The organism is Bacillus tuaregi (assembly GCF_900104575.1).
GTDB lineage: Bacteria > Bacillota > Bacilli > Bacillales > Cytobacillaceae > Bacillus_BD > Bacillus_BD tuaregi.
The window spans coordinates 2,851,034-2,876,579 of record NZ_LT629731.1; the positions used below are offsets into that span (position 1 = coordinate 2,851,034).

Annotated in this window: 27 protein-coding genes; 3 read left to right on the top strand and 24 right to left on the bottom strand. The window is 38.8% G+C overall.

All coding sequences use genetic code 11. The features are described from left to right. Positions 1 to 87 precede the first annotated feature (87 nt). The 14 genes from murD to BQ5321_RS16035 form a co-directional block, all read right to left on the bottom strand. Positions 88 to 1,440 (bottom strand): UDP-N-acetylmuramoyl-L-alanine--D-glutamate ligase, encoded by a 1,353-nt coding sequence (murD, locus tag BQ5321_RS15970; RefSeq protein ID WP_071395428.1) that lies wholly within the window; start codon positions 1,438 to 1,440, stop codon positions 88 to 90. Then, positions 1,441 to 2,415, bottom strand: coding sequence for a phospho-N-acetylmuramoyl-pentapeptide-transferase (mraY, locus tag BQ5321_RS15975; protein ID WP_071395429.1), 975 nt, complete (start codon positions 2,413 to 2,415; stop codon positions 1,441 to 1,443). It lies immediately after the preceding gene. Beyond that, positions 2,416 to 2,865 carry a hypothetical protein gene (locus tag BQ5321_RS15980; protein ID WP_071395430.1) on the bottom strand — a complete coding sequence of 150 codons (450 nt, stop codon included), beginning with the start codon at positions 2,863 to 2,865 and terminating at the stop codon, positions 2,416 to 2,418. It abuts the gene before it with no gap. Further along, a complete protein-coding gene (locus BQ5321_RS15985; RefSeq protein ID WP_071395431.1) occupies positions 2,862 to 4,322 on the bottom strand; it encodes a UDP-N-acetylmuramoyl-L-alanyl-D-glutamate--2,6-diaminopimelate ligase in 1,461 nt (486 codons plus the stop codon). The genes BQ5321_RS15980 and BQ5321_RS15985 overlap by 4 nt, the downstream gene beginning before the upstream one ends. Before the next feature lie 197 nt (positions 4,323 to 4,519). Then, the gene (locus tag BQ5321_RS15990; RefSeq protein WP_071395432.1) at positions 4,520 to 6,451 is read right to left on the bottom strand and encodes a stage V sporulation protein D; all 1,932 of its coding nucleotides are present in this window, start codon (positions 6,449 to 6,451) and stop codon (positions 4,520 to 4,522) included. A 93-nt stretch (positions 6,452 to 6,544) separates the two neighbouring features. Beyond that, positions 6,545 to 8,755 carry a penicillin-binding protein gene (locus tag BQ5321_RS15995; RefSeq protein WP_071395433.1) on the bottom strand — a complete coding sequence of 737 codons (2,211 nt, stop codon included), beginning with the start codon at positions 8,753 to 8,755 and terminating at the stop codon, positions 6,545 to 6,547. Then, entirely contained in the window at positions 8,755 to 9,120 is a 366-nt protein-coding gene (gene ftsL, locus BQ5321_RS16000; RefSeq protein WP_071395434.1) for a cell division protein FtsL, read from the bottom strand. The genes BQ5321_RS15995 and ftsL overlap by 1 nt, the downstream gene beginning before the upstream one ends. A 46-nt stretch (positions 9,121 to 9,166) precedes the next feature. Continuing rightward, on the bottom strand, positions 9,167 to 10,099 hold the full coding sequence (gene rsmH / locus BQ5321_RS16005) for a 16S rRNA (cytosine(1402)-N(4))-methyltransferase RsmH (protein WP_071395435.1): 933 nt from the start codon (positions 10,097 to 10,099) through the stop codon (positions 9,167 to 9,169). A gap of 56 nt (positions 10,100 to 10,155) precedes the next feature. Further along, entirely contained in the window at positions 10,156 to 10,587 is a 432-nt protein-coding gene (mraZ, locus tag BQ5321_RS16010; protein ID WP_071395436.1) for a division/cell wall cluster transcriptional repressor MraZ, read from the bottom strand. Between the two features lie 176 nt (positions 10,588 to 10,763). After that, positions 10,764 to 12,389, bottom strand: a complete 1,626-nt coding sequence (gene bshC, locus BQ5321_RS16015; RefSeq protein ID WP_071395437.1) for a bacillithiol biosynthesis cysteine-adding enzyme BshC — start codon at positions 12,387 to 12,389, stop codon at positions 10,764 to 10,766. Positions 12,390 to 12,415: 26 nt separating this feature from the next. Further along, positions 12,416 to 12,811, bottom strand: a complete 396-nt coding sequence (locus BQ5321_RS16020; RefSeq protein ID WP_071395438.1) for a DUF3397 domain-containing protein — start codon at positions 12,809 to 12,811, stop codon at positions 12,416 to 12,418. 4 nt (positions 12,812 to 12,815) lie between these two features. After that, the gene (locus BQ5321_RS16025; RefSeq protein ID WP_071395439.1) at positions 12,816 to 13,712 is read right to left on the bottom strand and encodes a 2-dehydropantoate 2-reductase; all 897 of its coding nucleotides are present in this window, start codon (positions 13,710 to 13,712) and stop codon (positions 12,816 to 12,818) included. A gap of 144 nt (positions 13,713 to 13,856) precedes the next feature. Next, entirely contained in the window at positions 13,857 to 15,398 is a 1,542-nt protein-coding gene (locus tag BQ5321_RS16030; RefSeq protein ID WP_071395440.1) for an acyl-CoA carboxylase subunit beta, read from the bottom strand. A 70-nt stretch (positions 15,399 to 15,468) separates the two neighbouring features. Next, positions 15,469 to 15,681: a biotin/lipoyl-containing protein gene (locus BQ5321_RS16035; RefSeq protein WP_071395441.1), complete on the bottom strand. Its 213-nt coding sequence runs from the start codon at positions 15,679 to 15,681 to the stop codon at positions 15,469 to 15,471. A gap of 197 nt (positions 15,682 to 15,878) precedes the next feature. Between BQ5321_RS16035 and BQ5321_RS16040 the strand changes: the two genes are divergently transcribed. Further along, on the top strand, positions 15,879 to 16,352 hold the full coding sequence (locus BQ5321_RS16040; protein WP_071395442.1) for an N-acetyltransferase: 474 nt from the start codon (positions 15,879 to 15,881) through the stop codon (positions 16,350 to 16,352). Between the two features lie 40 nt (positions 16,353 to 16,392). On the opposite strand, the gene BQ5321_RS16045 is transcribed toward BQ5321_RS16040, so the two are convergent. The 4 genes from BQ5321_RS16045 to BQ5321_RS16060 all read right to left on the bottom strand — a co-directional run bounded on the left by BQ5321_RS16045 (position 16,393) and on the right by BQ5321_RS16060 (position 18,791). Then, complete coding sequence (locus BQ5321_RS16045; RefSeq protein WP_071395443.1) at positions 16,393 to 17,031, bottom strand: RsfA family transcriptional regulator; 639 nt, start codon at positions 17,029 to 17,031, stop codon at positions 16,393 to 16,395. A gap of 95 nt (positions 17,032 to 17,126) precedes the next feature. Next, the gene (locus BQ5321_RS16050; RefSeq protein WP_071395444.1) at positions 17,127 to 17,885 is read right to left on the bottom strand and encodes an enoyl-CoA hydratase/isomerase family protein; all 759 of its coding nucleotides are present in this window, start codon (positions 17,883 to 17,885) and stop codon (positions 17,127 to 17,129) included. Positions 17,886 to 18,010: 125 nt separating this feature from the next. Next, on the bottom strand, positions 18,011 to 18,184 hold the full coding sequence (gene rpmF, locus BQ5321_RS16055) for a 50S ribosomal protein L32 (RefSeq protein ID WP_071395445.1): 174 nt from the start codon (positions 18,182 to 18,184) through the stop codon (positions 18,011 to 18,013). Between the two features lie 82 nt (positions 18,185 to 18,266). After that, positions 18,267 to 18,791 (bottom strand): YceD family protein, encoded by a 525-nt coding sequence (locus BQ5321_RS16060; protein ID WP_071395446.1) that lies wholly within the window; start codon positions 18,789 to 18,791, stop codon positions 18,267 to 18,269. A 208-nt stretch (positions 18,792 to 18,999) separates the two neighbouring features. Here BQ5321_RS16060 and BQ5321_RS16065 point away from each other — a divergent pair, with 208 nt between their 5' ends. Continuing rightward, positions 19,000 to 20,244: a nucleotidyltransferase gene (locus BQ5321_RS16065; RefSeq protein ID WP_071395447.1), complete on the top strand. Its 1,245-nt coding sequence runs from the start codon at positions 19,000 to 19,002 to the stop codon at positions 20,242 to 20,244. Positions 20,245 to 20,250: 6 nt separating this feature from the next. On the opposite strand, the gene BQ5321_RS16070 is transcribed toward BQ5321_RS16065, so the two are convergent. Then, positions 20,251 to 21,279 carry a SepM family pheromone-processing serine protease gene (locus BQ5321_RS16070; RefSeq protein WP_071395448.1) on the bottom strand — a complete coding sequence of 343 codons (1,029 nt, stop codon included), beginning with the start codon at positions 21,277 to 21,279 and terminating at the stop codon, positions 20,251 to 20,253. Then, the gene (locus BQ5321_RS16075) at positions 21,276 to 22,067 is read right to left on the bottom strand and encodes a patatin-like phospholipase family protein (RefSeq protein WP_071395449.1); all 792 of its coding nucleotides are present in this window, start codon (positions 22,065 to 22,067) and stop codon (positions 21,276 to 21,278) included. The genes BQ5321_RS16070 and BQ5321_RS16075 overlap by 4 nt, the downstream gene beginning before the upstream one ends. 171 nt (positions 22,068 to 22,238) lie before the next feature. Here BQ5321_RS16075 and ylbJ point away from each other — a divergent pair, with 171 nt between their 5' ends. Next, on the top strand, positions 22,239 to 23,456 hold the full coding sequence (ylbJ, locus tag BQ5321_RS16080; RefSeq protein ID WP_071395450.1) for a sporulation integral membrane protein YlbJ: 1,218 nt from the start codon (positions 22,239 to 22,241) through the stop codon (positions 23,454 to 23,456). A 43-nt stretch (positions 23,457 to 23,499) separates the two neighbouring features. Here the strand turns inward: ylbJ and coaD are convergent, their stop codons facing one another. The 4 genes from coaD to BQ5321_RS16100 all read right to left on the bottom strand — a co-directional run bounded on the left by coaD (position 23,500) and on the right by BQ5321_RS16100 (position 25,421). Next, complete coding sequence (gene coaD, locus BQ5321_RS16085) at positions 23,500 to 23,991, bottom strand: pantetheine-phosphate adenylyltransferase (protein ID WP_071395451.1); 492 nt, start codon at positions 23,989 to 23,991, stop codon at positions 23,500 to 23,502. Between the two features lie 21 nt (positions 23,992 to 24,012). Further along, positions 24,013 to 24,558, bottom strand: a complete 546-nt coding sequence (gene rsmD / locus BQ5321_RS16090) for a 16S rRNA (guanine(966)-N(2))-methyltransferase RsmD (protein WP_071395452.1) — start codon at positions 24,556 to 24,558, stop codon at positions 24,013 to 24,015. A 22-nt stretch (positions 24,559 to 24,580) separates the two neighbouring features. Continuing rightward, the gene (locus tag BQ5321_RS24300) at positions 24,581 to 24,757 is read right to left on the bottom strand and encodes a hypothetical protein (protein ID WP_159433436.1); all 177 of its coding nucleotides are present in this window, start codon (positions 24,755 to 24,757) and stop codon (positions 24,581 to 24,583) included. A gap of 388 nt (positions 24,758 to 25,145) precedes the next feature. After that, complete coding sequence (locus tag BQ5321_RS16100) at positions 25,146 to 25,421, bottom strand: YlbG family protein (protein WP_071395454.1); 276 nt, start codon at positions 25,419 to 25,421, stop codon at positions 25,146 to 25,148. Positions 25,422 to 25,546: the final 125 nt, after the last annotated feature.

Consider the following 25,546-nt stretch of genomic DNA (forward strand, 5'->3'; position numbering starts at 1 on the left):
CATCCCCCACTTGTAGAAGTGGAGGATGAATGCTGAATGACGTTAAACGAATATGAAAATCTTACATTCTCCTCTAGAGACAAGCCCTTACTTAAGCTTATGCACTGCTTCGATAAAAATGTCTCCCCTTACTTCAAAAGTTTTAAATTGATCCCAGCTAGCGCATGCAGGCGATAATAACACGATATCACCAGGTTCTGAAAGCTGGTAAGCAAGAGGTACAGCTTTTCCAACATTATCGACACGTCTAATTGTTTTTATTCCTGCCTTTTGTGCAGCCCGTTCCATTTTCTCTGCCGTTTGACCAAACGTAATCATGGCTTTAACATTTTTAAAGGAAGGAATTAGTTCATCAAATTCATTGCCTCTATCCAAACCGCCAGCCAATAAAATAGTCGGTTGATCAAAGGCAGCTAATGCATTCTTTGTCGCTAATATATTCGTCGCTTTTGAATCGTTATAAAACAATCTGCCCTCCTTTTCCCCGATGAATTGCAATCTATGTTTAACTCCTGTAAAAGTAGTAAGCACCTCATAAATGGCTTCATTAGCAACACCTGATAGCTTGGCTGCTGATACGGCTGATAAAATATTCTCTAAATTATGGGCTCCAGGTAGCCGAATATCTGCCTGCCTCATAATTTGCTCTCCATTGAATACTACCCATCCACCTTTAATACAGGCTCCTTCTGAAAGCTCCCGTACAGCCGAAAAGGGCACAATCTGAGCCCTTGACTGGCGGGCAATGTTCATAACCTCTTCCTGTTCACTATTCACAATAAAAAAGTCATCACTCATTTGGTTTTTAGTTATATTTGCCTTTGCTTTCACGTATTCTAATCTTGTCCCATGATAATCAAGATGAGCATCATATAAATTGGTTAAAATAGCAATCCTTGGTCTGAAGCTAGGGGTCCCCATAAGCTGAAAAGAGGATAACTCAATGACGATTTGATTGTGCGCCTCAGCAGTCTGTGTAACCTCTGAAGCGACAGTTCCGATATTACCCGCAATAAGCGGATTCTTACTCCCCTTCTGCAGCATTTCATAGACAAGCGTTGTGGTGGTTGTTTTACCGTTAGTCCCCGTAATCGCAATAAATGGCGCCTCAGAAATTTGGTAGGCAAGCTCAACCTCTGTGATAATAGGAATTCCCCGCTCTAATGCCCTTTCAATCATTGGGTTATGATAAGGAATACCCGGATTCTTTACGATTAACTCAAAACCATCCTCAAGCAATTCAATCGGGTGCTCACCGCAAATCACCTTTATTCCCTGCTCCAGCAGGCCTTGAGCTTCAGGATTTTCAGATAATGGCTTATAATCATTGACCGTAACAAATGCACCAAGCTTATGTAATAATAATGCAGCACCTACTCCACTTTTAGCCAAACCAAGCACCAGTATTTTTTTATGCGTATATCTAGTAATTGTTTTCAATTATAACCACACCTCAATATAAATTCCTGTAATGGCAAAAATTAAACCGGCAGTCCAAAATGTCACGACTACCCGCCACTCACTCCAACCTAATAGTTCATAATGATGATGGAGCGGACTCATACGAAAAATACGTTTCCCAGTTGTTTTAAATGAAATCACCTGTAAAATGACGGATAACGTTTCAATGACAAATACTCCGCCAATCACAAGTAAAATAATTTCAAGTTTTGTTAAAATAGCAATCGACGCAATGGCCCCACCTAGTGCCAATGAACCGGTATCACCCATAAAAACCTTAGCCGGATGAGCATTAAACACGAGAAAGCCAAGAACAGCTCCGACTACCGCTACCGAGAAAATCGAAATCTCAATCATCGATTGATTCCAAGCCAATACCGCAAAGGCACCGAAAGCAATGGCAGCTGTACCTGAGACAAGACCATCAAGGCCATCTGTCAAATTCACGGCATTTGAGAAGCCAACAAGCCAAAATACAATAAACAAAGCATAAAAAAAGCCAAGTTCAAGTGAATAATCCGTAAAAGGAATCGACACGGCCGTTGAAAACTCCATCTGCTTTAATAAGAAATAAACAACAACAGATACAATAATTTGTCCAAGCAGTTTTTGCTTCGAGGTTAATCCAAGATTCCTTTTCATAGCCACTTTAATAAAATCATCTAAAAATCCTAAAAGTCCAAAACCGACTGTTACAAACAAAAGAATAAATGTTTTTATGGTAGGCTCACTAAATTTCTCTGTCATCATAAGTGTTGTAATGATGATCGAAAGCAAGATCATGATCCCGCCCATCGTCGGAGTGCCTGTTTTCTTTTGATGCGATTTGGGTCCTTCCTCACGAATACTTTGTCCAAATTTCAATCTTCTTAAAAAGGGAATAAAAATGGGAGATAATAATACCGTTATTAGAAATCCTAGTAAAATGGTAAAAAACAACACTTGCTCTTCCATTTACTCCCCCCTCCCAACATGGCTGTCTTTCAAAAGTTGTTCCAACTTACCCATTACAGCTACATCATATGTGTCTTGTTTAACATTCAGACTTAATTCTGGTAATAAATGAAATTTGGTCTGTTTCATCGATTTTTGTTCTGATTCAAGCTTCTTCTGATAGTATTCAATCATTTCTTTTAACCCTTTCAACAAATCTTTACAATAGAAAACAAGGAATTGATTAGGTGTATACGCTGGCAGCGGTACCTCTTCATCCCATAAAACAGCAATAGCTCCATTATTAATAGCTTCCTTTAATTCTCCTGAAGTCTTAAACAATGGAATAAAAATCCCCTTCGGCTGAGCGAGATGGGCAAAAGAAGTTACGGTTAAGAATGATAACGATAAATCACTAACACCCCTATAATTAGGAAATAATTGCACCAAATCGCTGTAAATTAATCTCATTTCATCTTCTCCTCGATAGCCTCTTTTGCAACAAGCCGATCATCAAAATCTAATACTTCCTTCCCTATCAACTGATAGGTTTCATGTCCTTTACCGGCAATTAAAATGACGTCCCCTTGTGTTGCCTCATTCACTGCGTACTCAATTGCCTGCTTACGATCGATAATACTTGTATATTTTCTCCCGCTGACTCCTGCTTCCATTTCGCGTAAAATCACTTGAGGATCTTCTGTTCGTGGATTATCAGAAGTAAAAACAGGATCTGTTGCCAACTCACAGGCAATTTTCGCCATCAGCGGTCGTTTCATTCTGTCCCGATCACCACCGCAACCAACAACAACAAATATCCGCTTTTTGGCAAACTGCCGAATGGTTTTCAAAGCATTTTCAAGGCTATCCGGCGTATGAGAATAATCAACAATTACGGAAAAGTCCTGACCGGCATTGACAGCTTCAAAACGACCAGAAACCCCCTCTACCTCTTCAATAGAAGCAATGATATCACTAATTTCTTCTCCGGACACAACGGCAGCAGCTAAACTTGCTAAGACATTATACACACTGAATTTACCGATTAACTTCATATTAACCTGATGCACACCTAACGGACTCACTAAAGTAAAGGATGTTCCAGCAGCCGTCATTTGAATATTTTTTGCTTGAAAATCTGCTTCACAATCAATTCCATAGCTCACAACTCTTGCTGCTGTACTATTGATATACTGAACACTTGCTTGATCATCTGCATTTAATACGGCAAACTTTGGTTTGTTAAAGGTATTGCCTAACTGTGAAAATAATAACCCTTTTGCCTGACGGTATTCGTCCATTGTTTTATGGTAATCTAGATGATCCTGTGTGAGATTCGTAAATACTGCCACATCATAATCACAGCCATGAACTCTTCCTTCTACTAAAGCATGTGAGGAAACCTCCATAACGGCAGAGGATACTCCCTTGTCAACCATTTTCTTAAACGTTTTTTGCAGTGTCAGGCTCTCGGGTGTTGTATTTTTTGTTTCAAAGATTTCACTAGAAATTTTTGTATACATCGTCCCGATTAAGCCAGTTTTTTTACCTTGGTCTGAAAAAATTTTTTCAATTAAATGACTTGTCGTTGTTTTCCCGTTCGTACCAGTTATTCCAACTAGATGCAGCTGCTGTGTCGGATGTCCATAATAAAAATCTGCCAATAACGCCAGCGCACGCTTTGTATTTTTTACAACAATAACCGGAATATTTAACGAAAGCTCTTTTTCAGCCAAAACAGCTACAGCACCATTTTTCTCAGCAGAATCAGCATAATCATGTCCGTCTACCGTATAGCCCTTAATACAAACAAATAGACTGCCAGGCCGAACCTTTCTATTATCATTCTCAATTGACGTAACCTCTGGATTTTCACCATCTGTAGGCAAATAAGGATACAAATATTGAAGTAAAGTATGTAATTTCAAATCGCTCAAATCCTCTCAAAATTGAAATGCACAGATGACTTGCTTAAAACAAGCGCGATACTATTTTACATGATAAATGGTAATTAATCTATTTTCATTGATAATCGTAATAAAAAAACGAACTATGTATCCAATATATGAAAGGAGGCGGCGTATATACGAGCCGCCTCACAAAATATATAAATGCTTATAGCAAATTACTCATTTGTATCAGGAGCGTTTCCAAAATAAAGCCTGATGGTTGACCCCTCCTTCAATTTCACACCCGCCTCCGGTGTCTGTCTAACAACGGTGTCTCCATCACCGCTTGCATCAATTTTTAAGTTTAACATTAGCTCACGAATATCTGTTTTAGAGATACCGACAAGCTCAGGTACTTCGATCATTGGTGTATCTAACCAAGTCATTTCTTTTTCTATCTGTTCCTTTCTTGGCTCTACTCCCATAACCCTTAAACTGTCCCCGATTATTTTCCCAACAATCGGTGCGGCTACTGTTCCCCCAAACTGCACGGTTCCCTTTGGATTATCTACTGCGACATACACAACAATTTCTGGATTATCCGCTGGAGCGAATCCGATAAATGATACGATGTGATTGTTTTCGAGATATCGGCCGTTTTGCGCTTTTTGCGCTGTTCCTGTTTTGCCTCCGACACGATAACCATCAACAAAAGCTTTCCCCCCTGTTCCTTGCGCCACTACACTTTCAAGTGCATACCTGATTTTTTCAGAGGTTTCCTTCGAAATCACCTTTCGTTTCGCAGTCGGTTTTTTTTCCATGACCACCTCACCTGTAGTTGGATCAATTAACTCCTTCGCCACAAAGGGAGTATACAGGGTACCCCCGTTAATCGCTGCTGAAACAGCCGTGACCTGTTGAATAGGAGTAACCGAAACCCCCTGTCCAAAAGCAGTGGTTGCTTGCTCTACAGGACCCACACGATCAAGATTAAACAAGATTCCCTTTCCTTCTCCCTGCAGGTCAATCCCCGTTTTTACTCCAAAACCAAAATTCCTCACATATTTAAATAATGTATCTTTTCCCAATCGATCGCCAAGCTCTACAAAGCCAGGGTTACAGGAGTTCTGTACGACCTCCAGGAACGACTGACTGCCATGCCCTCCTTTTTTCCAGCATCTGAGTCTGGCACCGCCAACACTTACATATCCAGGGTCATGGAACTCATCTTTTTCCAAATCAACCTTTCCCTCTTCAAGAGCTGCTGCCAATGTAATAATTTTAAATGTTGATCCAGGCTCGTAGGAGCTCCATATTGGCAGGTTACGATTATAAATTTCCGGCTCCACATTCCTAAAGTCTGCAGGATCAAAGCTAGGTCTAGAGGACATCCCCAGTATCTCACCCGTATTCGGATCCATAGCAATCCCAATCAAACCGTCTGGCTGATAAGTGGCTTCTGCATTATCAAATTCACGTTCCAAAATGGTTTGGATCTTCGAATCAATCGTCAGTCTTAAATCCAAACCATCTATAGGCGGTTCATAATCATCCGCCATGTCATTCATTCTTTCTCCCTTTGCATTCGCATAAAACTTCACTGAACCCTCCGTACCACTTAGCTCTTTATCATAATATAGCTCCAACCCCATTAAGCCCTGATTATCTATGCCGGCAAAACCAAGCACATGTGAGAGATAATTACCAAAGGGGTAATGACGCTTCGAATCTTCACCAATATAGACTCCGTCAATCCCTAAGGCACGAATCTCCTTCGCTTTTTGATGGGAAATTTTTCTTCCTTCAGGAATTTTCACACTGCTTGTCTTTTTTGTAATAAGTCCATAAGCTTTCTCTGTTGACATATTTAAGACAGATGCCAGCTTTCCCGCTGCTTCCTGAGGATTTTTAATTTGGCGGGGAACAACATATACTGTTGGTGCACTAATATTGGTCGCAAGCGCAACACCGTTACGATCAACGATTTCTCCTCTATTAGGTTCGAAGGGAATATTCCGGCTCCACAGTCCTTTTGCCTTTTCAGTCAGCCCATCTCCCAATAATAGCTGAACATATCCTAAGCGCATATCGATGATGGAAAAGACAAGAATCCCGACTAATAATACAATGGTCAATCTCTTCCTGACGGTTACATTTGAAACACGCATAAAAAAGAACGAACCCCCTTTCGTCATGGCTCGTTCCAATATATGCTTGTACCTTTTCTAATAGAACGGACAGTCCGTCCTGAAAATCTATCGTTAATCTTTCACCTGTACCTCGGTCGTCTCCTCGTCTTCTTCGTTCTCTTTGTCTTTACTCATGATGGTTTCAGGATCATTCAATTCCACAATTAAAAATTCACCTGGCTTAATAACCGTGCCTTCCAAAAGATTTTGTTTCACTACATAACCATTTCCAACTGAGTTTAGTTTTAAATCAGCTACTTCAGCCACTTTCATTACATCACGAATAGACCATCCAGTCATATCTGGTGCCGTCAAATCGCCATCTGTCTTAAGGATTACTCTTTCACCCGCTAACAGCGTTTCATCCTTTGCAGGAATTTGACTGATAATTTTTGAACCATTTCCAATTATTATTGGATTTACCCCTTTTTCTTTCAGCACATTCAAAGCTTCGTCTGTTGAAAGCTCTGTAACATTGGGAATCTTCGCTTTCTCAATCGGTTTATTTCCACTTGGTTCAATTTGCAAATACTGGAGGCTTCCTTTCATCACTGGATTGAAAATCATTGATACAGGTTTAGCCCCGTCTGGGTAATCCGATAGATCGGGTTGCTGTACGGCTACATACATAATCAACTCAGGATCATCTTTTGGAGCCATGCCGAGAAAAGAAAAGATGTAGTTGCCTGCACCTGAAAGATAACCACCCTTACCAGGAATCTGTGCCGTACCTGTTTTTCCAGCTACCTCGTAGCCTTCGAGGGCATAAATTTTACCAGTTCCGTTCTCTCCTGTAACCACTGTTTCTAAATATTCTCTTACTTTTGCAGCGGTTTCCGCAGAAATGGGAGTGCCAACTACCTCTGATTTCGTTTCTTTCACTGTTTTTCCAGTGTCTGGGTCAACAATTTTATCAACCACATGCGTCTGCATCATGTTTCCATCATTAGTAACAGCTGTCGCTGCCTGTACCTGTTGTATCGGAGTGATGGCGGTGCCTTGTCCAAATGCAGTTGTTGCCTTTTCAATTGGATAGGTAAAAGCTAGCTTTCCATTGGTTTCATTCGGTAAATCAATACCGGTAACCTGATCAAAACCAAACCGAGATAAATATTCTCGAAATTGATCAAAGCCTAGCTTCTCATTTGCGAGCTTTGCAAAAAGAACATTGGATGACCTCTGTACCCCTTCTAAAAAGCTAATAGTCCCCCAGCCTTTTCCACCATTATGATCGGGAACTCTCTTTGACTTTGGATCAACGATATAGGTGCCTGACTGATAGAATTCATTAGGATTAAACACGCCTTCTTCAACCGCTGCAGCTAATGTAAAAATCTTCATAGTTGATCCAGGTTCAAAGGAAGCTTCAACCGCCTCATTATACCAGCCCTGTTCAATACCCTCCCTTGTTGCAGGATCGAAAGTAGGGCGCTGGCCCATTGCGAGTATTTCACCTGTTTTTGCATCAGCAACAATGGCAACCATCTTTTTCGGCGTATATTCCTTCGCCACTTTATTCAGCGCATCCTCAAGCAATATTTGAATTTTTCGATCGATTGTTAAATAGACATCCTTTCCGTTACGAGCAGGAGTGATTTGTTCTTTACCATCAGGAAGTAAGTATCCCCATAAATCACTTTCAAATTTAAAGGAACCATCCTTTCCTGTTAACACATCATTTAAGCTTTTCTCTAACCCTAGTTTCCCAACGGTTATGGACTTATTGTTTTTTTCTTCTTTTGTTTCCGTGTAGCCTATGACATGGGAAGCAAAAATTCCATTTGGATAAAACCGTTTCATTGTTCTAGTAAAGCCAATGCCAGGCAACTCGAGCTTTTCAATTTTACTTTTCGTTTCATAAGAGATGTCACGACCAGCTAGCCCAAACTCTACTTGAAATCTGTTTTTTTTCTTACCGTCTTCAAGAATGTCATAAATCTTTGATTCTTCTAAATTAATATACTCGCTTAACTCTCTAGCCGTTTTCTTTAGGTCAACGACATGATTAGGTTTCATGTCTTCTGATAAAATCGCAATTAAACTAAACGAACTCCTGTCCTCTGCTATAATTTCTCCGTTCCGATCGTATATCGTTCCACGCTTTGCCTCAATTTTAGTAGCGTCCGCATATTGCTGCTCTGCTTTTGCAGCCAGCACCTGGCCTTTCACTTCACCGGTTGCTTGAATAAAGAAAAAACGAAGTAATAAGACAAAAAAGAGCACGCTAAATATTAAAAATAATATAGCTGCTCCAAAATTAATATTTCGTTGTTTTTTTATCATTAATCCTGCACAACCTTAACATTCTGATTGTTTAGTTCAAGGCCAAGCTTCCTCGCTTTTTCCTTAATTCGGTCATACTGACTTAGTTCACTTATTTGAATGGATAAATCACTATTCGATTTTTGCTGTTCCTGAATCAGGGCTTGTGTATCCTGAATATCTTTATTGAGTTCGTATATAGATGATTGATTGGAGATTATATGAATTGAACCAAAACAAACCAGCGCTCCAAAGGTAATTCCTAAAATTTTTTCACCTGGTGATAGCCATCTTTTCTGTTGTATTTTTTTCTTCGGAGCTTTAGGAGCTATTGTTTGCTGCTGCTTCCGTTGCTCATGTCGAAGCTGTCTTGCTAAATTAGCCATTCATATACCCCTCCAATTACAATTTGTTCTAATTTCTATCATTCATTTATCTTTTTTCAGCAATTCGGAGCTTTGCTGACCGCGCCCGATTGTTTTCTAACAATTCCTCTTCCTTAGGTACGATCGGTTTTCTTGTAATAACTTTTAAAACAGGCTGGTATTCCTCTGGAATAATCGGCAAACCAGGAGGTAAATCAGGTGTCTCACTTGCTTTTTTAAAGGTCACCTTACAGATACGATCCTCTAACGAATGAAATGTAATGACACTGATACGACCGCCAGGCCTTAATATCGAAATAGCCTGTTCTAACGATTTCTCAAACACACCTAACTCATCATTAACAGCAATACGAATCGCCTGGAAGACTCGTTTTGCAGGATGACCGCCTTTTCTACGTGCAGGCGCAGGTATGGCGTCTTTAATTATTTCAACTAGTTGTCCTGTTGTTTCAATGGGATTAATCTCGCGGGCTGCTTCAATTTTGCGAGCAATTTGCTTGGAGAATTTTTCTTCACCATACTGAAAGAATATACGAACAAGCGCTTCATACGACCAATGATTAATCACATCGTAAGCTGATATATCAGCATCCTTGTCCATTCTCATGTCAAGAGGGGCATCGTGATGGTAGCTAAAACCTCTTTCGGGATTGTCAAGTTGTGGGGATGAAACACCTAAATCGTATAATACTCCATCAACACTGTGAACATTTAAATATGCGAGCTGTTCCTTTAGATGAAGAAAATTGCTTTTGATGATGGTTAATTTATCACCATAAGCTGCCAGCTTAGCCTTGGCGTGTTCAATCGCACTTTGATCCTGATCAAAAGCATACAATTTACCAGTTTCAGATAGCTTAGATAGTATCAGTTCACTATGTCCGGCTCCACCTAATGTACAGTCTACATATATTCCATCAGGCTTTATATTTAAGCCCTCTACTGCTTCATTTAATAATACCGTTTTATGATTAAACATTTATGTCCACCCTTCCAATCGAAAAGATCAGGATAATATTTTAATTTCATTCCTGATTATATATCAAACCCTATCATATTTTCTGCAATATCAGCAAAAGAATCCGCTGATTCGCTGAAATACTCGTCCCAAATATCTTTACTCCATATTTCGATTCGATTGGAAACGCCTAATACTACACATTCTTTTTCAAGCTTTGCATAATTTACTAGTGGAGTTGCAATATTAATTCGTCCTTGTTTATCCAATTCACATTCAGTAGCGCCGGAGAAAAAGAAACGAGTAAATGCACGGGCATCTTTTTTTGTTAAAGGAAGAGTTTTTAATTTGTCTTCGATTATCTTCCATTCACCAAGCGGGTAGCCAAACAAACATTGATCAAGACCACGTGTTAATATAAACATTTCGCCTAAATCATTGCGGAATTTAGCAGGTACAATTAAACGACCTTTTACATCAATATTATGATGATACTCGCCCATGAACATACCTGCTACCCCCACTTTCTAAAATTACTTTACCACATCCCTCCACTTTCTACCACTTATTTTTAGTAATTCTCGCAGTTGAAATAAAATCCTTCTATTATGGTACAGATTATGAAATTTTTTTATTTTTGACAAAAAAAAGAGACCTTTTCATTGGGGAAAAGATCTCTAAGCTTTTAGATTTTGATTACTTTGTGCTTACCGTCAAATGTATAAGAAAGATTGGCTAAAGTTGCTAGAAAGCGAATTCCATATTGGTTCATAAAGGGAATAGCATTTAAGATTCGTTCCTGAGGGGAGCCCAAAGGTGTCAATCTATTATTTACTCGAATGTATTTATTCAGAACCACCTGGTGTTTTTCCTGTAACGATAACTCAACCTTTCCTTCCATAAATTCAATCTGTTTAAGCAGCAGTGATTGATTTTTTTCTAACAAAGGGAATAGGCCTTTATCTATCCGCCCTTTTATATCTCGGTAATTTTCAATTAGCTGCTCTTTCGCCTGCTGGAACAGCTTACTAAGCTCTTCATCTTTAACTGTTGATAAATAATCTTCTTTCTGTTTTTCTGTCCCAGAGGTTAAAACCGTATGAAGAGCCAGGCCCAGTTCATGGAGGTCTGTTTCCACTGACCTATCTAAAAGTGTAATATTTAACCTTGGAACAATCGGTGGCATCTTTATCGCATAGCCTTCAAATGCCTTTTTCAATTCTGCCCAATAAGCAATTTCACCCGGACCGGCAATAAAGGCCAATGTTGGAAAAAGTAATTCCTGTGTTATGGGACGAGTCACCACATTATTACTTAATTTCCATGGAAACTCAGAAGCAATTTGCAATAATTCTTCGTATGTGAAGGTAACTGCTCCATTCTTCCCGATAAATTCATTCCTTTCAGCCATATAGTCAAGTAAAATTCTTTCCTTATATCGGTCATCATAATAAAAAATGTTCGCTGCCTGACCACTTATATCTATCGCTTGAAAAAAACCCTCTTTTTCAAGCTCATCCTGAACCTGTTTCACATCATTTGTTATCCTCTGAGCTTGCTGAATTTGAGAAATAAAGATTTCTTTTTCAAGGCAGCGTAAACCAGCATACCCGGAATCGATGATAAGTAATCCGTAATCCTTGAATAGTTCCATTACTATGTAAGCAAAGAAGTCTACGAAGGTTTCTGATTGATTAACCGCTTCTCTTAAACAGGCAAGCAGTTCATTCGTATGCTCAGTTTCACCTAAATTTTCGATGATTTCTTCAACCCATGCTGTACATACCTCTTTGTTAATCGAAATATCCGAAACCATTTTCTTTTCTAACACCTTTTCGGGATAAACAACTTTTTGAACTTTCCCCTCGTTCTCAACAAAGATATGATTTACTTCTTGATAATCATGATCTTCACCAGCTATCCAAAAAATAGGAACAACTGGAATTCCAAGCTCTTCTTCCTTTTGTCTGGCTAACACGATGATGGAAATAATTTTATGAATAGAATATAAAGGACCCGTAAGGATTCCAGCCTGTTGCCCACCAATTACCACAACACTGTCTTCCTGTGTTAGTTTTTGCAATGAATCATTTACTTTTTTTGAGGAAGGAAAGCCTTTCATATATTTTTCTATACACGATGCCAGTTCTTCCCTCATGAAATTTCTTTGTTTTAACTCTAATAGCCGTTCTTTATAATCAGTATCACTCTGATATTGATAATGAAAAAAACGTTGTATCTCAGGTGCTCCGGCTAAATATCCAGTTGCAAACCGATTGGTTGCCGGGAGCTCGAGATTTAACAGCTCCATTTAAGACTTCCTTTCTACAAACAAGATTAGGACATTGAAATAGACATACTAACTCGATGAACAAGTCCATATATTATTAAAATAATATAAATGAATCCAAACAGCAAAAAATTAAACCGCCAATATCCTTTAAAAACCTTGGAAAAATGAATTTCATGCTTTACTTTCCAATGTACAATGACAAATACAATTGCCACAAGCAGCATGATAATAAGTATGACCCATAAGAAGGACGTATCCCAAATGGCCATAATAAAATAATGCACCGATAAAATAAATAAAAAGGTTGTCACATCAATAGCAATTCGGACAGCCTTGCGATGTTGCTTTGTAATAAGCTTGCTAATAACAAACACGATTATATACCCAAGCAACGGAATAGTCACGAATGTTGCAATAATAGAAGAAAAGAATCCTGTCACTTTTTTACTCCCCCACTCTATTTTCCTTCCCTTTAACAGCAAGATAAAAGGCTTCTATGATTGGAGTATTTATGTCTCGTTCAGCGGCCTTTTCTAAAATATATCCAAGAATTGCATCTATTTCTGTTGGGCGATTCTCCATTAAATCACGAAGCATTGAGGACTGGTTTTGAGCTGTTTTTTCACAGACAGCTATTACGTTTTGAAAATATTCCTCACTATTAACTAATGACAAACTGGTTTCAATTTCAGCAAATAAACGTTTAACAATCGCAAAAAAATCAGGATTTTGAATGAGTTCACCGTTATTAACCCCCAAAATGGCAGTTAGTGGATTAATGACAGCATTGACAACTAACTTTTTCGTCAGCATCTTTCCATAATCTTCCTCAAACAAGAATAAGAAGTTATCATCATTCAACATTTTTTTTACTTCCTGACGCATAGGTGATGAATGATGATAGGCTGCCAGCTTTGTTAATCCAACACCTGTATGTATCACTGTATGAGAGTTTATTTTCAACGCTCCATGCTCCACGGTTCCTAATAATATTTTTCCGTGTAATGGCTCCAAGAGTTTAATGTGCCCCATACCATTCTGCAGGAATATAAGAGTTTTATCTGCCTGACTAAAAGCTGTGAGCTGGTCCATTAAATCAGGTAAATGGTATTGCTTTACAGCAATAAAAGTAACGTCTTCTTCCCCCTGCCATTCAGATATTAATTTAACATCTAATTTTATCTGCTTTTCCTCACCACTGTGCATGAAAGATAATCCGTTTTTCCGTATACGTTCTGCCTGCTCTTGAGAGCGGACATACAAGCAGACAGGATGATGCATATGTAAATAGTAGGAAAACAATAAACCAATAGACCCGCCGCCGATAATAGCAATTTTCATATTGAATACCCTGACCCTTCCCAGCCTCTACTAAAGGGACTAATATTTTTCTCTTCATTATTATAAGGGATTTACTATCCATTCGTATAGGAGATTGAAAGAGAAAAAGACCCGCTACCATTTATCAGGCAACGGGTGTTTGACCTAAACAGGGTAAACCGGATGTTTCCTCGAACTAAAGGTCATTTCTTTCGTTTCATATAGAGCAAACCGCGAAATAAGAAATGTTCTTAACTCATGAGGCGCTATGATGTCATCCACAATTAGCTCTGCAGCTAATTTATAAATATCAATTGTTTCTTGATATGCCTTCTCTTTCTCAAGCTTAAACGAAAGTTTTTCCTTTGGATCCTCTAATTCATTTAGTTTATTAGAATAAACTGCATTCACTGCCGCCTCAGGTCCCATAACAGCAATTTGGGCAGTTGGTAAAGCGACACAGCAATCTGGTTCAAAAGCTGGACCTGCCATTGCATAAAGACCAGCACCATAAGCTTTTCGGAGAATAACAGAGATTTTTGGTACTGTTGCTGTACTCATAGCTGCTATGAACTTAGCACCATGACGAATGATTCCGGCTCTTTCAACCTTTGTACCAATCATAAAGCCAGGTACATCCGTTAAAAACAGCAGCGGAATATGAAAGGCATCGCACAGAGTAATAAACCGGGCTCCTTTATCGGAAGAGTCAACGAACAAGACGCCCCCTTTTACCTTTGGCTGATTCGCAACAATCCCTACTACCTTTCCATTTATTCTTGCCAATCCAGTAATTAATTCAGATGCAAATAATCTTTTGATTTCAAAGAAACTATCCTGATCAATTAGCGCATCAATACAATCATACATATTAAAGGGAATATTTTGATTTACAGGGATAATTTTTTCTAAATTAATCCCTTCTTTAGGACTCTTCACAGCAACTTCTGCGGGCTTCCCTTTGAAATTAACCGGTAAATAGCTTAAATATTGTTGGGCTAGTGTGATTGCCTCTTCTTCATTTTGAACCAATATATCCCCACAGCCGCTAATGGAGCAATGCATATTAGCTCCACCCATCTCCTCTAGACTGACCTTTTCACCTATGACCATTTCGGCCATTCTCGGAGAGCCTAAATACATGGAAGCATTCTGTTCAACCATGATGACAAGATCACAAAAGGCAGGTATATAGGCACCACCAGCAGCTGAAGGACCAAATAATACACAGATTTGCGGTACCATACCAGACAGCTTGACTTGATTATAAAAAATCCGTCCTGCTCCTCTTCTGTTCGGGAACATCTCTAATTGATCTGTAATCCGGGCACCAGCTGAGTCGACTAAGTATAGAATGGGCACTAGCATTTTTTCTGCTGTTTCCTGAATGCGAATAATTTTTTCAACTGTACGCGCTCCCCAGGAACCCGCTTTTACCGTCGAATCATTAGCCATTACACATACCGTCTGACCATTAACTTTCCCTATCCCCGTTACAACACCATCAGCAGGAAGACCTTGTTCTAGACAATTAGCAAATCGTCCATCCTCTTCAAATTGACCTTTATCAAACAAGAGTTCCAGTCTCCTGCGAACAAAAAGCTTATTCTGTTGTAACAGCTTTTCATGATATTTTTTTGGTCCTCCAGCTTCTAGCTTTTGTCTCCTTTGCTGTAGTATTTCAATTAAGGTTTGGATGGTAGTCATAATCCCGCTTCCTTTCAGATTAAGTAACCTTTACCGACAGCTTTTTTCAAGTCTTCCTTTTAACGGTAGACTAGCTTAAGGTCAATAGCACATCTCCTTCATTAACAAAGTCACCCACCGTAACGAGGATATTCGTAACCTCTCCAGCTTCTCCACTTTCAATCGGGATTGCCATCTTCATGGACTCTAAGACAAGGACCTCCTGACCCGCTGAAATCCGATCTCCTTTTTGGATCGATATCATTAAGACAGTCCCAGCCATTATCGCTTTAATTTCCTTCATTGTATTACCCCCTTTATTCATCTTTTTTATATTTTGTAACCGTTTTCTGACTACAAAGCAGAATTTTTCAAATAAATAGTATATAATAATACTTACAAACATTATTAATTTATTTAAGTTTAAAACACTTTATTTCTATACGTATTCATTTTAATCAATTTACATGCAATGTTTGCTTCAAAAGGGGGATGAGATCAATGGCGATTGAAATTATTAAACTAAAGGTCAATTACAAAACTCTTGAGGAATTTAAGAAATTCAAGGAATATGGCATTCAGGAGCTCTCCATGACAGAAGATTTAGAGGCGAATATTATTGAAAATGATAGCGAATCACCTTTTTACGGTATTTTTTTTGGTGATAAGCTTGTTGCCAGAATGAGTGTATATCAGGTAAATGCTAAGTATAATCGTTATTTTGAGCCGCCAGTAGATTATTTAGAAATTTGGAAGCTAGAAGTTCTTTCTGAATACCAAGGAAGAGGCTATGGGACGGCACTGGTAGAATTCGCCAAAAGGTTTGGCATGCCGATTAAGACAAACCCAAGAATTAAATCGAGAAGCTTTTGGGAGAAGATGGGGTTCCAATCTGTTAACTATGAGATGGATCGAGATTTAGGAGAAAATCCACTCATTTGGCACCCAAATGGGGTAATGGAAGCTACAAGCTAATCAAAAAAACAAGCAGACAAGGCATTGTCCGCTTGTTTTTTTATTTATCAAGTTTCTCCAAATTTCCGTTTTTATCCATTTGAAAGCGGACCTTTTGTGCAAATTCCTCCTCTTTTAGAACCACCATTTTCCTCGCTCTTTCCATAATTTCAATTAAAGCCTTATAATCATGCTCCATTTCGTAGAGTTCTTTCGACAAGCGATCATTTTCCGCCGAAATATCGTGGAGCTTCTGTTCGAGCGTCATTAATTTTGTTTTGTAAAGCGAAAGATTTTCCTGATAATCTTTAGAATTTTGCGCACGATCATATAGTTTGTTCAAATAGACTACTAAATCTTCAAAAGTTATTTCCTTCATAGACGGTTGGAATGTTTCTTCTGTCTTTTCAGGTGGATTAATCGCCGCCTCTGTTCCTCCATGATTGACATCGTTTTTGACAACGGGACCTCTCTTAGCATCTTTTCGTTGTCTTTTAGCCAACTCAATACCGGACTTATATTGTTTTCTAATGGATGAATTCCAGCGAAAACCGCAGGCTGCGGCGGTTCTTGACAGCCGCTTTCCAACTTCCTCAAAGGCTTGCAGCTGTGTTCCACCTTCACGAATATGGCGAAGTACTACCTCAGCAAGAAGCAAATCCTCATCCTGTGTCCAAGCATCCTGTCGTGTAGTTGACATCAGAAAATCCCTCCTAGTCTTTTTTTATTCATACATATGCTTCTACTAGAAAAGATAGACTGATATCATACCAGTTTTCATTGATTTCTTGAACTTTACTTTTTATTAAGAAAATTCTCTACCTGCTTGTGATGTGCATCTTGTTCCCATAACATTGCACAGCTCCTTACTTCCTCTTCAATTCTTTCAATCACTCCACTTTCCTTCCACCTTCTAATCAGGATTTCTTTATAGGCAGAGGTAACCCCAGATTCCAGCTTCAGAATTTGGCTAACAAACCTTTGTAGTCCAGCCTGTGCATCTCCTTCATACACATCATCCACAAAGCCAAGCTCCTTTAGCTCATCTGTATAATAGAGACCAGCCTCCATGAGCATCTTCAACCCTTTCGCCGGCGCTAGCTTTTCAAGAATCATCGTACCACCGCCCCAGCCAGTCGTAATCGCTAATGTTCCCTGGATAAAGCCTGCTTTAATTCCCTTTCTAGCAATTCGGAAATCACAAGCGGCCGCTATCTCACAGCCACCCCCCACAGCTGTTCCGTTTAATACAGCAATCGTTGGCTTTGGCAAAAGAAACACATCCGTTAAAACCTGAGACATTTTTGACAGCATTCCATATGCCTCTTCTTCCGTATGTAATTGATGAAATACCGATAGGTCTCCTCCTGAGCAAAAAGCTCGGTCACCAGCTCCTGTAATCACAAAAGCCTTTACATCTTGATCATAGGCCTGTTCAACAGCCTTTTGCAATCCATTAATGATTTCATCATTAACCGCATTCCTTTTATCCGCTCTATTAATCGTAAATACTAGAAGCCCGTCCTCGCTTTTTTGAATCAAATAAGGTTCCATCTAGCCTACCTCCCATTCTTTTTCATTATGTAGCTTTTCATATTGGTTCCTTTTTATCTTATTCTTTAAAACAACAAAAGCACAAGAACATTTTTGTTCTTGTGCTTTCATTCTACACGGTAGAATTAGTCGTTAACTACTTCCTTGCCTTTGTATGTTCCGCATGCTTTACATACGCGGTGAGCAAGTTTCATTTCACCACAGTTTGGGCATTCTGTCATACCTGGCACCTGTAATTTAAAATGTGTACGACGCTTTCTTTTCGCAGTTTTTGATGTTCTTCTAAAAGGTACAGCCATTATTCCCACCTCCTTAAAGAGTATTAAGAAAGTTGCGAAGACCTTCCATCTAAATCTTCAACTGCCTCTTTTCTCCTCCTGATTATGAATCAGAAGATTGATCATCTTGATCAAAAAATTTAGCAAGCCCAGCTAGACGAGGGTCAATTTTGTCTTTCTTATCATGTTCATGAATCACTTCCCAATCTTTACCAGATTGAGGAGCACCTTCTTCCGTGCTGTCTTCACAGAAAACTTGCATTGGGACTTCAAGTAATAAAATTTCATGTATAATTGGCATTACGTCAATTACATCATTTTTTACTTGATGAACCTCCTCATCGCTTTCGTAATCATAGCCATTCAGAAGGAATGTTTCGGTTGTTTCAACATTAATTGGATAATTCACGTCAACTAACGTACGAGAACAAGGAAGAATTAAAAAACCGTTTATCCTTAAATGAAAGGTCACTTTTGATGAACTAATATCAGCATAGCCTGTAATATGCATAGGCGATACTTTTCGAATCGATGAGTCGATTTTCATTATTTCATCAGCCTGCACCATTTCATCTATTGGAAATTCCTTACTTCGATGTTTCTGTAACTGACTTAAAGTCCATTTCATTCGAATCACCCCAAGGCAACAAAGGTAATTATAGCTTTCATATAATTATTTGTCAATATTATTTCTTTACAGTAAAACCAGCTATAACATAAGATTTGTACATACTATAGTAGTTTACCCTAATAAGTTGTTTACAACCACCATTTAGATTAAAATGGTAAAAAAATCCGGTTTTAAATTTGTGCAAGAAAAAAGGAGTAGTGAATAAATGAAAGCAGTTGGAGTAGTTGTTGAATATAACCCATTCCACCATGGACATGCTTATCATGTTGAATCTGCCAAAAAGGCAACAGGGGCAAACGTTGTGATAGCAGCTATGAGTGGGAATTTCTTACAAAGAGGTGAACCCGCCATGGTCTCAAAATGGACTCGGACCGAAATGGCCTTAAAGGGAGGAATTGATATTGTCTTTGAACTTCCCTATTCCTTTGCCGTTCAAAAAGCAGATACATTTGCTGTTGGCGCTGTTTCCCTATTAGCTGAAGCAGGCTGTGATTCCATTTGTTTTGGCAGTGAATCTGGCAACATTAACACCTTTTACCAAACCTATCACTTTCTCAGTAGAAACCAGGAAGCATATAACCATAATATTAAACATTTTATCGATAAGGGATACAGTTATCCAAAGGCTTCGTCTATGGCATTCCAAGCGATAGCACCTGCAAATGATTTGATTGACCTTAGCTTACCTAATAATATTCTTGGCTTTCAGTATGTTAAAGCAGCTGAAGCAAGAAAGTATCCTGTGAAAATGGTGACAATCGCTAGAAAAAATGCGAATTATCATGATGAACATTTTACTTCTGCTTCGATTGCAAGCGCAACAAGTATTCGTAAAGCGTTATTTTCAAACGATAGCACGTTAGCAGGTATTCAATCCTACGTCCCCATCGATACTTTTGAAGGATTACAACGATATCAAGAAGACTATGGTGACTTTCATGACTGGAATATGTATTGGTCTTATCTACGGTTCAACCTGCTACAATTAAGTTCCACTGAACTTAAAGAGATATATGAAGTAGAGGAAGGAATTGAAAATCGCCTATTTTCACTTGCACTTAAATGTGAAACCTTCCCACAATTTATGAAGGCCTTAAAAACAAAGCGTTATACCTGGACACGTCTACAAAGAATGCTGACACATATTCTCACTCACTCAACCAAGAGTGAAATGACTGCTGATAGCCATATCACCTATTTACGTTTGTTAGGAATGACCGAAACAGGTCGTAACTATTTAAATCAGTTAAAAAAGACCTGTCAAATTCCTATAATTTCAAAACGATCTTCCTTTACCAATCAACAAATTCAGACGGATACAAAAGCAGCTAGAATTTACGCGATGGGATTGCCGGAAAAGTATAGACAAAAGGCAATTGAATTGGAATTTAATCAGAAGCCAATCTATTTACAAAATCATAGTAGCGAGCAAAAAAATAAAGCGATATAGGTCGCTTTATTTTTTGGGGCTTAATTTTTCTAAATAACTAACTGCTTCATCAAATGTATCAACCGGAATAATTTTCATATCTGTACCAATATTTTTTGCGGTTTGGACTGCAACAAGGTAATTAGAGCTCTTACTCCCCGCTTCATTCGGAGCAAGAAAAATATCAGCTCCAGCCTTATCTGCTGCAATGACCTTTTGCTCAATCCCACCAATTTTCCCAACTGTTCCATCAGGTGAAATAGTTCCAGTTCCAGCTATCTCATAGCCCTTTGTTAAATCAAGCTTGGTTAATTGATTATAAATTTCAAGCGAAAACATAAATCCTGCAGAAGGACCACCTATTTCATCCGTTTTCATATGAACAGCAGGGTCTACCAATAATTCCTTATCATCAACCAGCCCGATACCTATCCCGACTCTTTCCTTATTTTCATTATCTTTAAACGCTTCCACCATAAGGCTTACTTCATTAATTTTATTGTTTCTTTCATACGTGAGCGTAACCTGCTCGCCTGCTTCTAAGCGGCTTACATAGGTGATAAATTCTTCAGAAGAACTAAATTCAAGATCATCCACTTTAAAAATACGGTCAGCAGCTTTTAATTTTCCATCGGCAGGCATGTCTGGTACAACATGAAGAACATAGACCCCCTTATAATGATAATCTATGGGAATTCCCGCTTTTTTATAAGCTACCTCGATGGCGGCAGCTTTAGAAGAATCCATTAGATGCAATTGGCGGATATTGTACTCTTCATCTGTTTCATTCTCTGCTCGAATATCATCCATTGGATACACTTCTACGTAATCCATAAATTTTGCTGTTATGTAGGAATATATATTAGCTCTACCCATTCTAACGGTTGTAAGCATAAAACTTCCTTTTTCATCATATCCGTCCTTCACCTCTATAATTGGCTCAAGCTCCTTTGCCATACCCGGCTTGGAAACATAGTAAGGCAGATAATAAAAAGAAGATACAAGGAAAAGAAATGCTATTATAAGAAGGATACGTATGATGTTTGTTTTTTTCACTCCTGATGCAGCTCCTCCCACATTTTCATGATTCGTTTAATTTCTTCAAGATGCTTTCTCGCTTCCTCTTCACCCTTTTGGATCAATTCATCTATATTGGTAAAGGCTCTTGAGCTGTATTCTTCCACAAGAGGTCTAATCATGACATCTGAAGCAATCTGTCTATGCTCTACCAGCTCCATCTGCATGATATCAAGACTTTGCATAATTACATCGTAGATAGTTGATATATCAGCATTGGTCTTAACACGTGATACATCTACAGCTATTACAATATCGGCTCCCATCTCTTTTACAACCGAAACCGGCACACGGTCAACAACACCGCCATCCACTAATAAACGTCCATTCTGTTTTTCCGGAACAAAAATACCTGGTATTGATATACTCGCCCTTACAGCCTCAGCAATAGGGCCTTTTTGAAATATAACCTTCTCACCTGTCATAAGATCTGTAGCTACAACAGAAACTGGTATCATCAGCTCCTCAAGCCGCTTTCCTTTCGTAAATACTCGAATGAGCTCTTTCACTCGATTACCGGCTATAAACCCCATTTTAGGAACAGTAAAATCTAAATAATACTTCCTTTTGAAAGCCGTAGAAAGCTTATAAAGACGGTCCATTTCTATCCCTGCCCCATAAAAGCAGGCTACAAGTGACCCCATACTGCTTCCAGCAATATAATCAATTGGAATTCCGTTTTCCACCAACACCTTAATCACACCAAGGTGAGCAAAGCCTCGAGCTCCCCCTGACCCAAGTGCCAAACCAATTTTGGGACGGCCCAAAAAAAATCCCCTCCTAAAGAATCGCTGGTATATAATCTTATGGTCTATTTTAATCTTCTATGAGTATATTGATTTATATGAGGACAAGACCGAATAGAAAATATATTCTACATTATTTTACCATCGATTGAATCTGTTGAACAATTCGTTAAACTTGAGGGAGGAAAGCAAGTGTTTCGTTCCAAATTAAAAACCATTTTTTTAGCCTCTTCTGCGTCATTTATGGCGATTTCGCTCATAGCCTTTCCTCAAGAAGCAGTTTCCGCATCCATTCGAGGATTGGATATGTGGCTTCAAATTGTTTTCCCTTCACTTTTGCCATTTTTCATTGTTTCGGAGATGCTAATCGGCTTCGGAATCGTAAAGTTTATCGGAATCTTATTAGAACCTCTAATGAGACCTTTGTTTCGTGTTCCCGGTGTAGGTGGATTCGCATTAGCAATGGGAATGGCTTCCGGTTATCCCGCAGGTGCCAAGTTAACAGCCCGGCTAAGACAGGAAGGTCAGATTACGAAAACGGAGGCGGAACGGCTTGTCTCATTTACTAATTCGTCTAACCCGCTTTTTATATTCGGTGCAGTATCCGTAGGTTTTTTTCATAATGCTAAACTCGGAATTATCCTAGCACTCGCCCATTATCTCGGCAATTTAACCGTTGGGATCATCATGCGGTTTCACGGACCCAATGAAAAGAGAGATGCTGCAAAAAATAAGCAAAGCCTAATTAGAACCGCTTTATCTTCTCTCCATCAAACAAGAATCAAGGACAACCGTCCTATTGGTAAGTTGCTTGGAGATGCCGTGATGTCTTCTGTTCAAACCTTATTGATGATTGGCGGTTTCATCATTTTATTCTCAGTCGTAAACAAGCTTTTATTCCATCTACATATTACCGCCTTTTTCGCCGAAATTTTTGAAGTTCTTTTGCGGGTATTTCAATTACCTGTAGAATTAAGCATCCCCTTTATATCCGGATTATTTGAAATCACCTTAGGAAGCCAGCTTATTAGCAAAATACAAGAAGCAACTCTAATGGAACAAGCTATTATTACCAGTCTAATTCTTGGCTTTTGTGGTTTCAGTGTGCAAGCCCAGGTTGCCAGCATTCTTGCCCAAACAGATATTAACTTCAAACCCTTTTTCTTTGCCAGAATCATACATGGATGTATCGCCGCCTTTTACACGTGGATCCTATGGGGACCAATTTATGAACGTTTCTATGGACATGAACAGCCGTCAAACACAATACCAGTTATCCTACTTGATAAAGAGTCCTCACTCTATATGATATTGGCACAATGGACTAAATTCGGCTCACTCTTCACTATTAGTATGCTCGCTTTATATGTTGTCATCTATGCCAAAAGAATGGTTGTAAATAATAGTTAAAGACGAGCACTAAAATGCGCTCGTCTTTTCATATATGATGTCTTTATTTGTCCTTATTGTCATACTTTTTTCTTAGCGCATTTTCAACTACTTCAGGTACAAGCGCTGAAATATCCGCCCCATGTCGGGCAACCTCTTTTACAATACTTGAACTTAAAAAAGAATATTGATTTCTAGTCATAATAAAGAAGGTCTCTAGATTATGGTCTAGTAACCGGTTCATGGCCGTAATAGACATCTCATATTCAAAATCAGAAACTGCCCGTAATCCTCTAATATTGGCAATTGCCCCAACCTTTTTGGCATAATCAACTAGTAGACCGCTATAAGAGTCTACTTCCACTCTTTCTATCCCCTTTGTGGCTTCTTTGATTAAACCCACTCTTTCCTCAACCGTAAATAATGGATGCTTGGACTCATTGTTCAATACAACGACATATAGCTTATCAAAAATACGAGCACCTCTTGTGATAATATCTATATGACCATTTGTGACTGGGTCAAAGCTCCCCGGACAAATTGCAATTCTCTCCATGATATCCCCCTATTCTCTCCCCTAACTAAAAATGGAGACCGCGATTATGCCATACTTTTCCTGCTTCTTTTTTGTAAAACTGCCAATCGTTTGAGGTAAATCTATATCAGAACTATGTTCACAAATAATAGTACCCTTTTCGTTTAGCAAATTTTGTTCACTTATCATTTCCATAAGCTTTTCAAGCTGTTGTTTTTTATACGGTGGGTCGAGAAAGATGTAATCAAACGAAAGCTCTCTTTTGGTTACAGCTTTAACAGCTCTTTCTGCGTCATTTCTATATATCTCTACCTGATCTTCAAACCCACATTTATGTATATTGTCTCGAATCGTTTGTATGGCTTTCCCATCGCGGTCAACAAATATTACCTGCTGCAAACCTCTGCTTAAAGCTTCAATTCCAAGACCACCACTACCGGCAAATAGGTCTAGACCTACTCCTCCGTCAAAATATGGTCCAATCATATTAAACATTGCTTCTTTTACTTTGTCTGTTGTTGGTCTAGTTGAATGACCAGGAACAGCCTTTAATGCTATCCCTTTACAGCTGCCTGAAACCACTCTCATCTTATCACCACGGCATTATTGATTAGATATACTTTTTTATCCTATCATACAGAAACAAAATAGCCAATCCAACATCTAGCAGATTGTTGAAAAAAGAATCATTAATATGTATATCAATCCTAATTGTGGAAATAATACTAGTAACAACATCATTCGAGGATGTTGTTGCCAACCGCGGAGAAGACTTACGTTTCCCCATAAGTTCTTCCTCCGGTTTCTCCTCTCCCTTTACCTTCTATCCTAATAGGATGTAGAAGGACCCTGCAAATTTTGCAGGGCTTTTTTTATGGTCTAAAACTAACATAGAAAAAAGGGCTCTGAGCCCAAAATCGCCGCCTAGCTAATAAGATAGGTGCAGTTTTAGGAGCTCAGAACCCTTAATCATTAGAGCAATTTCGATCAAATTCGCCCGTCGAATTTGCGTCCGGATTTTTATCGAGCTCGCTCGATATACTACCTTTAAAAAATCCGTGACATCCGCCGGAGGCTTAACTTCATTCAGCCGGGGGTTTGAATCCCCACTGAATCGAAGCACCATTTGCATTCATCCCCCACTTGTAGAAGTGGAGGACTTCTGCTGAATGAAGTTAAATTCCCATTTTATAATCGTATTCCTTTGCTTTATCAGGCTTAGAATTTTCGAACTCAATTTTAATAAATGGTTTTTGGGAAGGCTCTACTTTTTTTACAAAAGAGTAGGACTTCAATTTCGTCATTAGTAAATCTATCTCGTCTGCATTACAATATAGAACAACGTATTTTAATCTTTTTGAAACATAATGAACATTGCCAAACCTTCTAAGCATCTTTGCCTGTTTTAGTGAATGCAGCCAAACAATAAGCCCTTGTCGTTGACTTAACATAGCATTTCCCCTCGTTACCGTTTCTTCATCTAGTCTAGCATAAATATTGAACCATTTTCAATGAATCCATTTCCTAGAAACGAAAAATCGGATTCATCCTATTTGGACAAATCCGATTTCTTTAT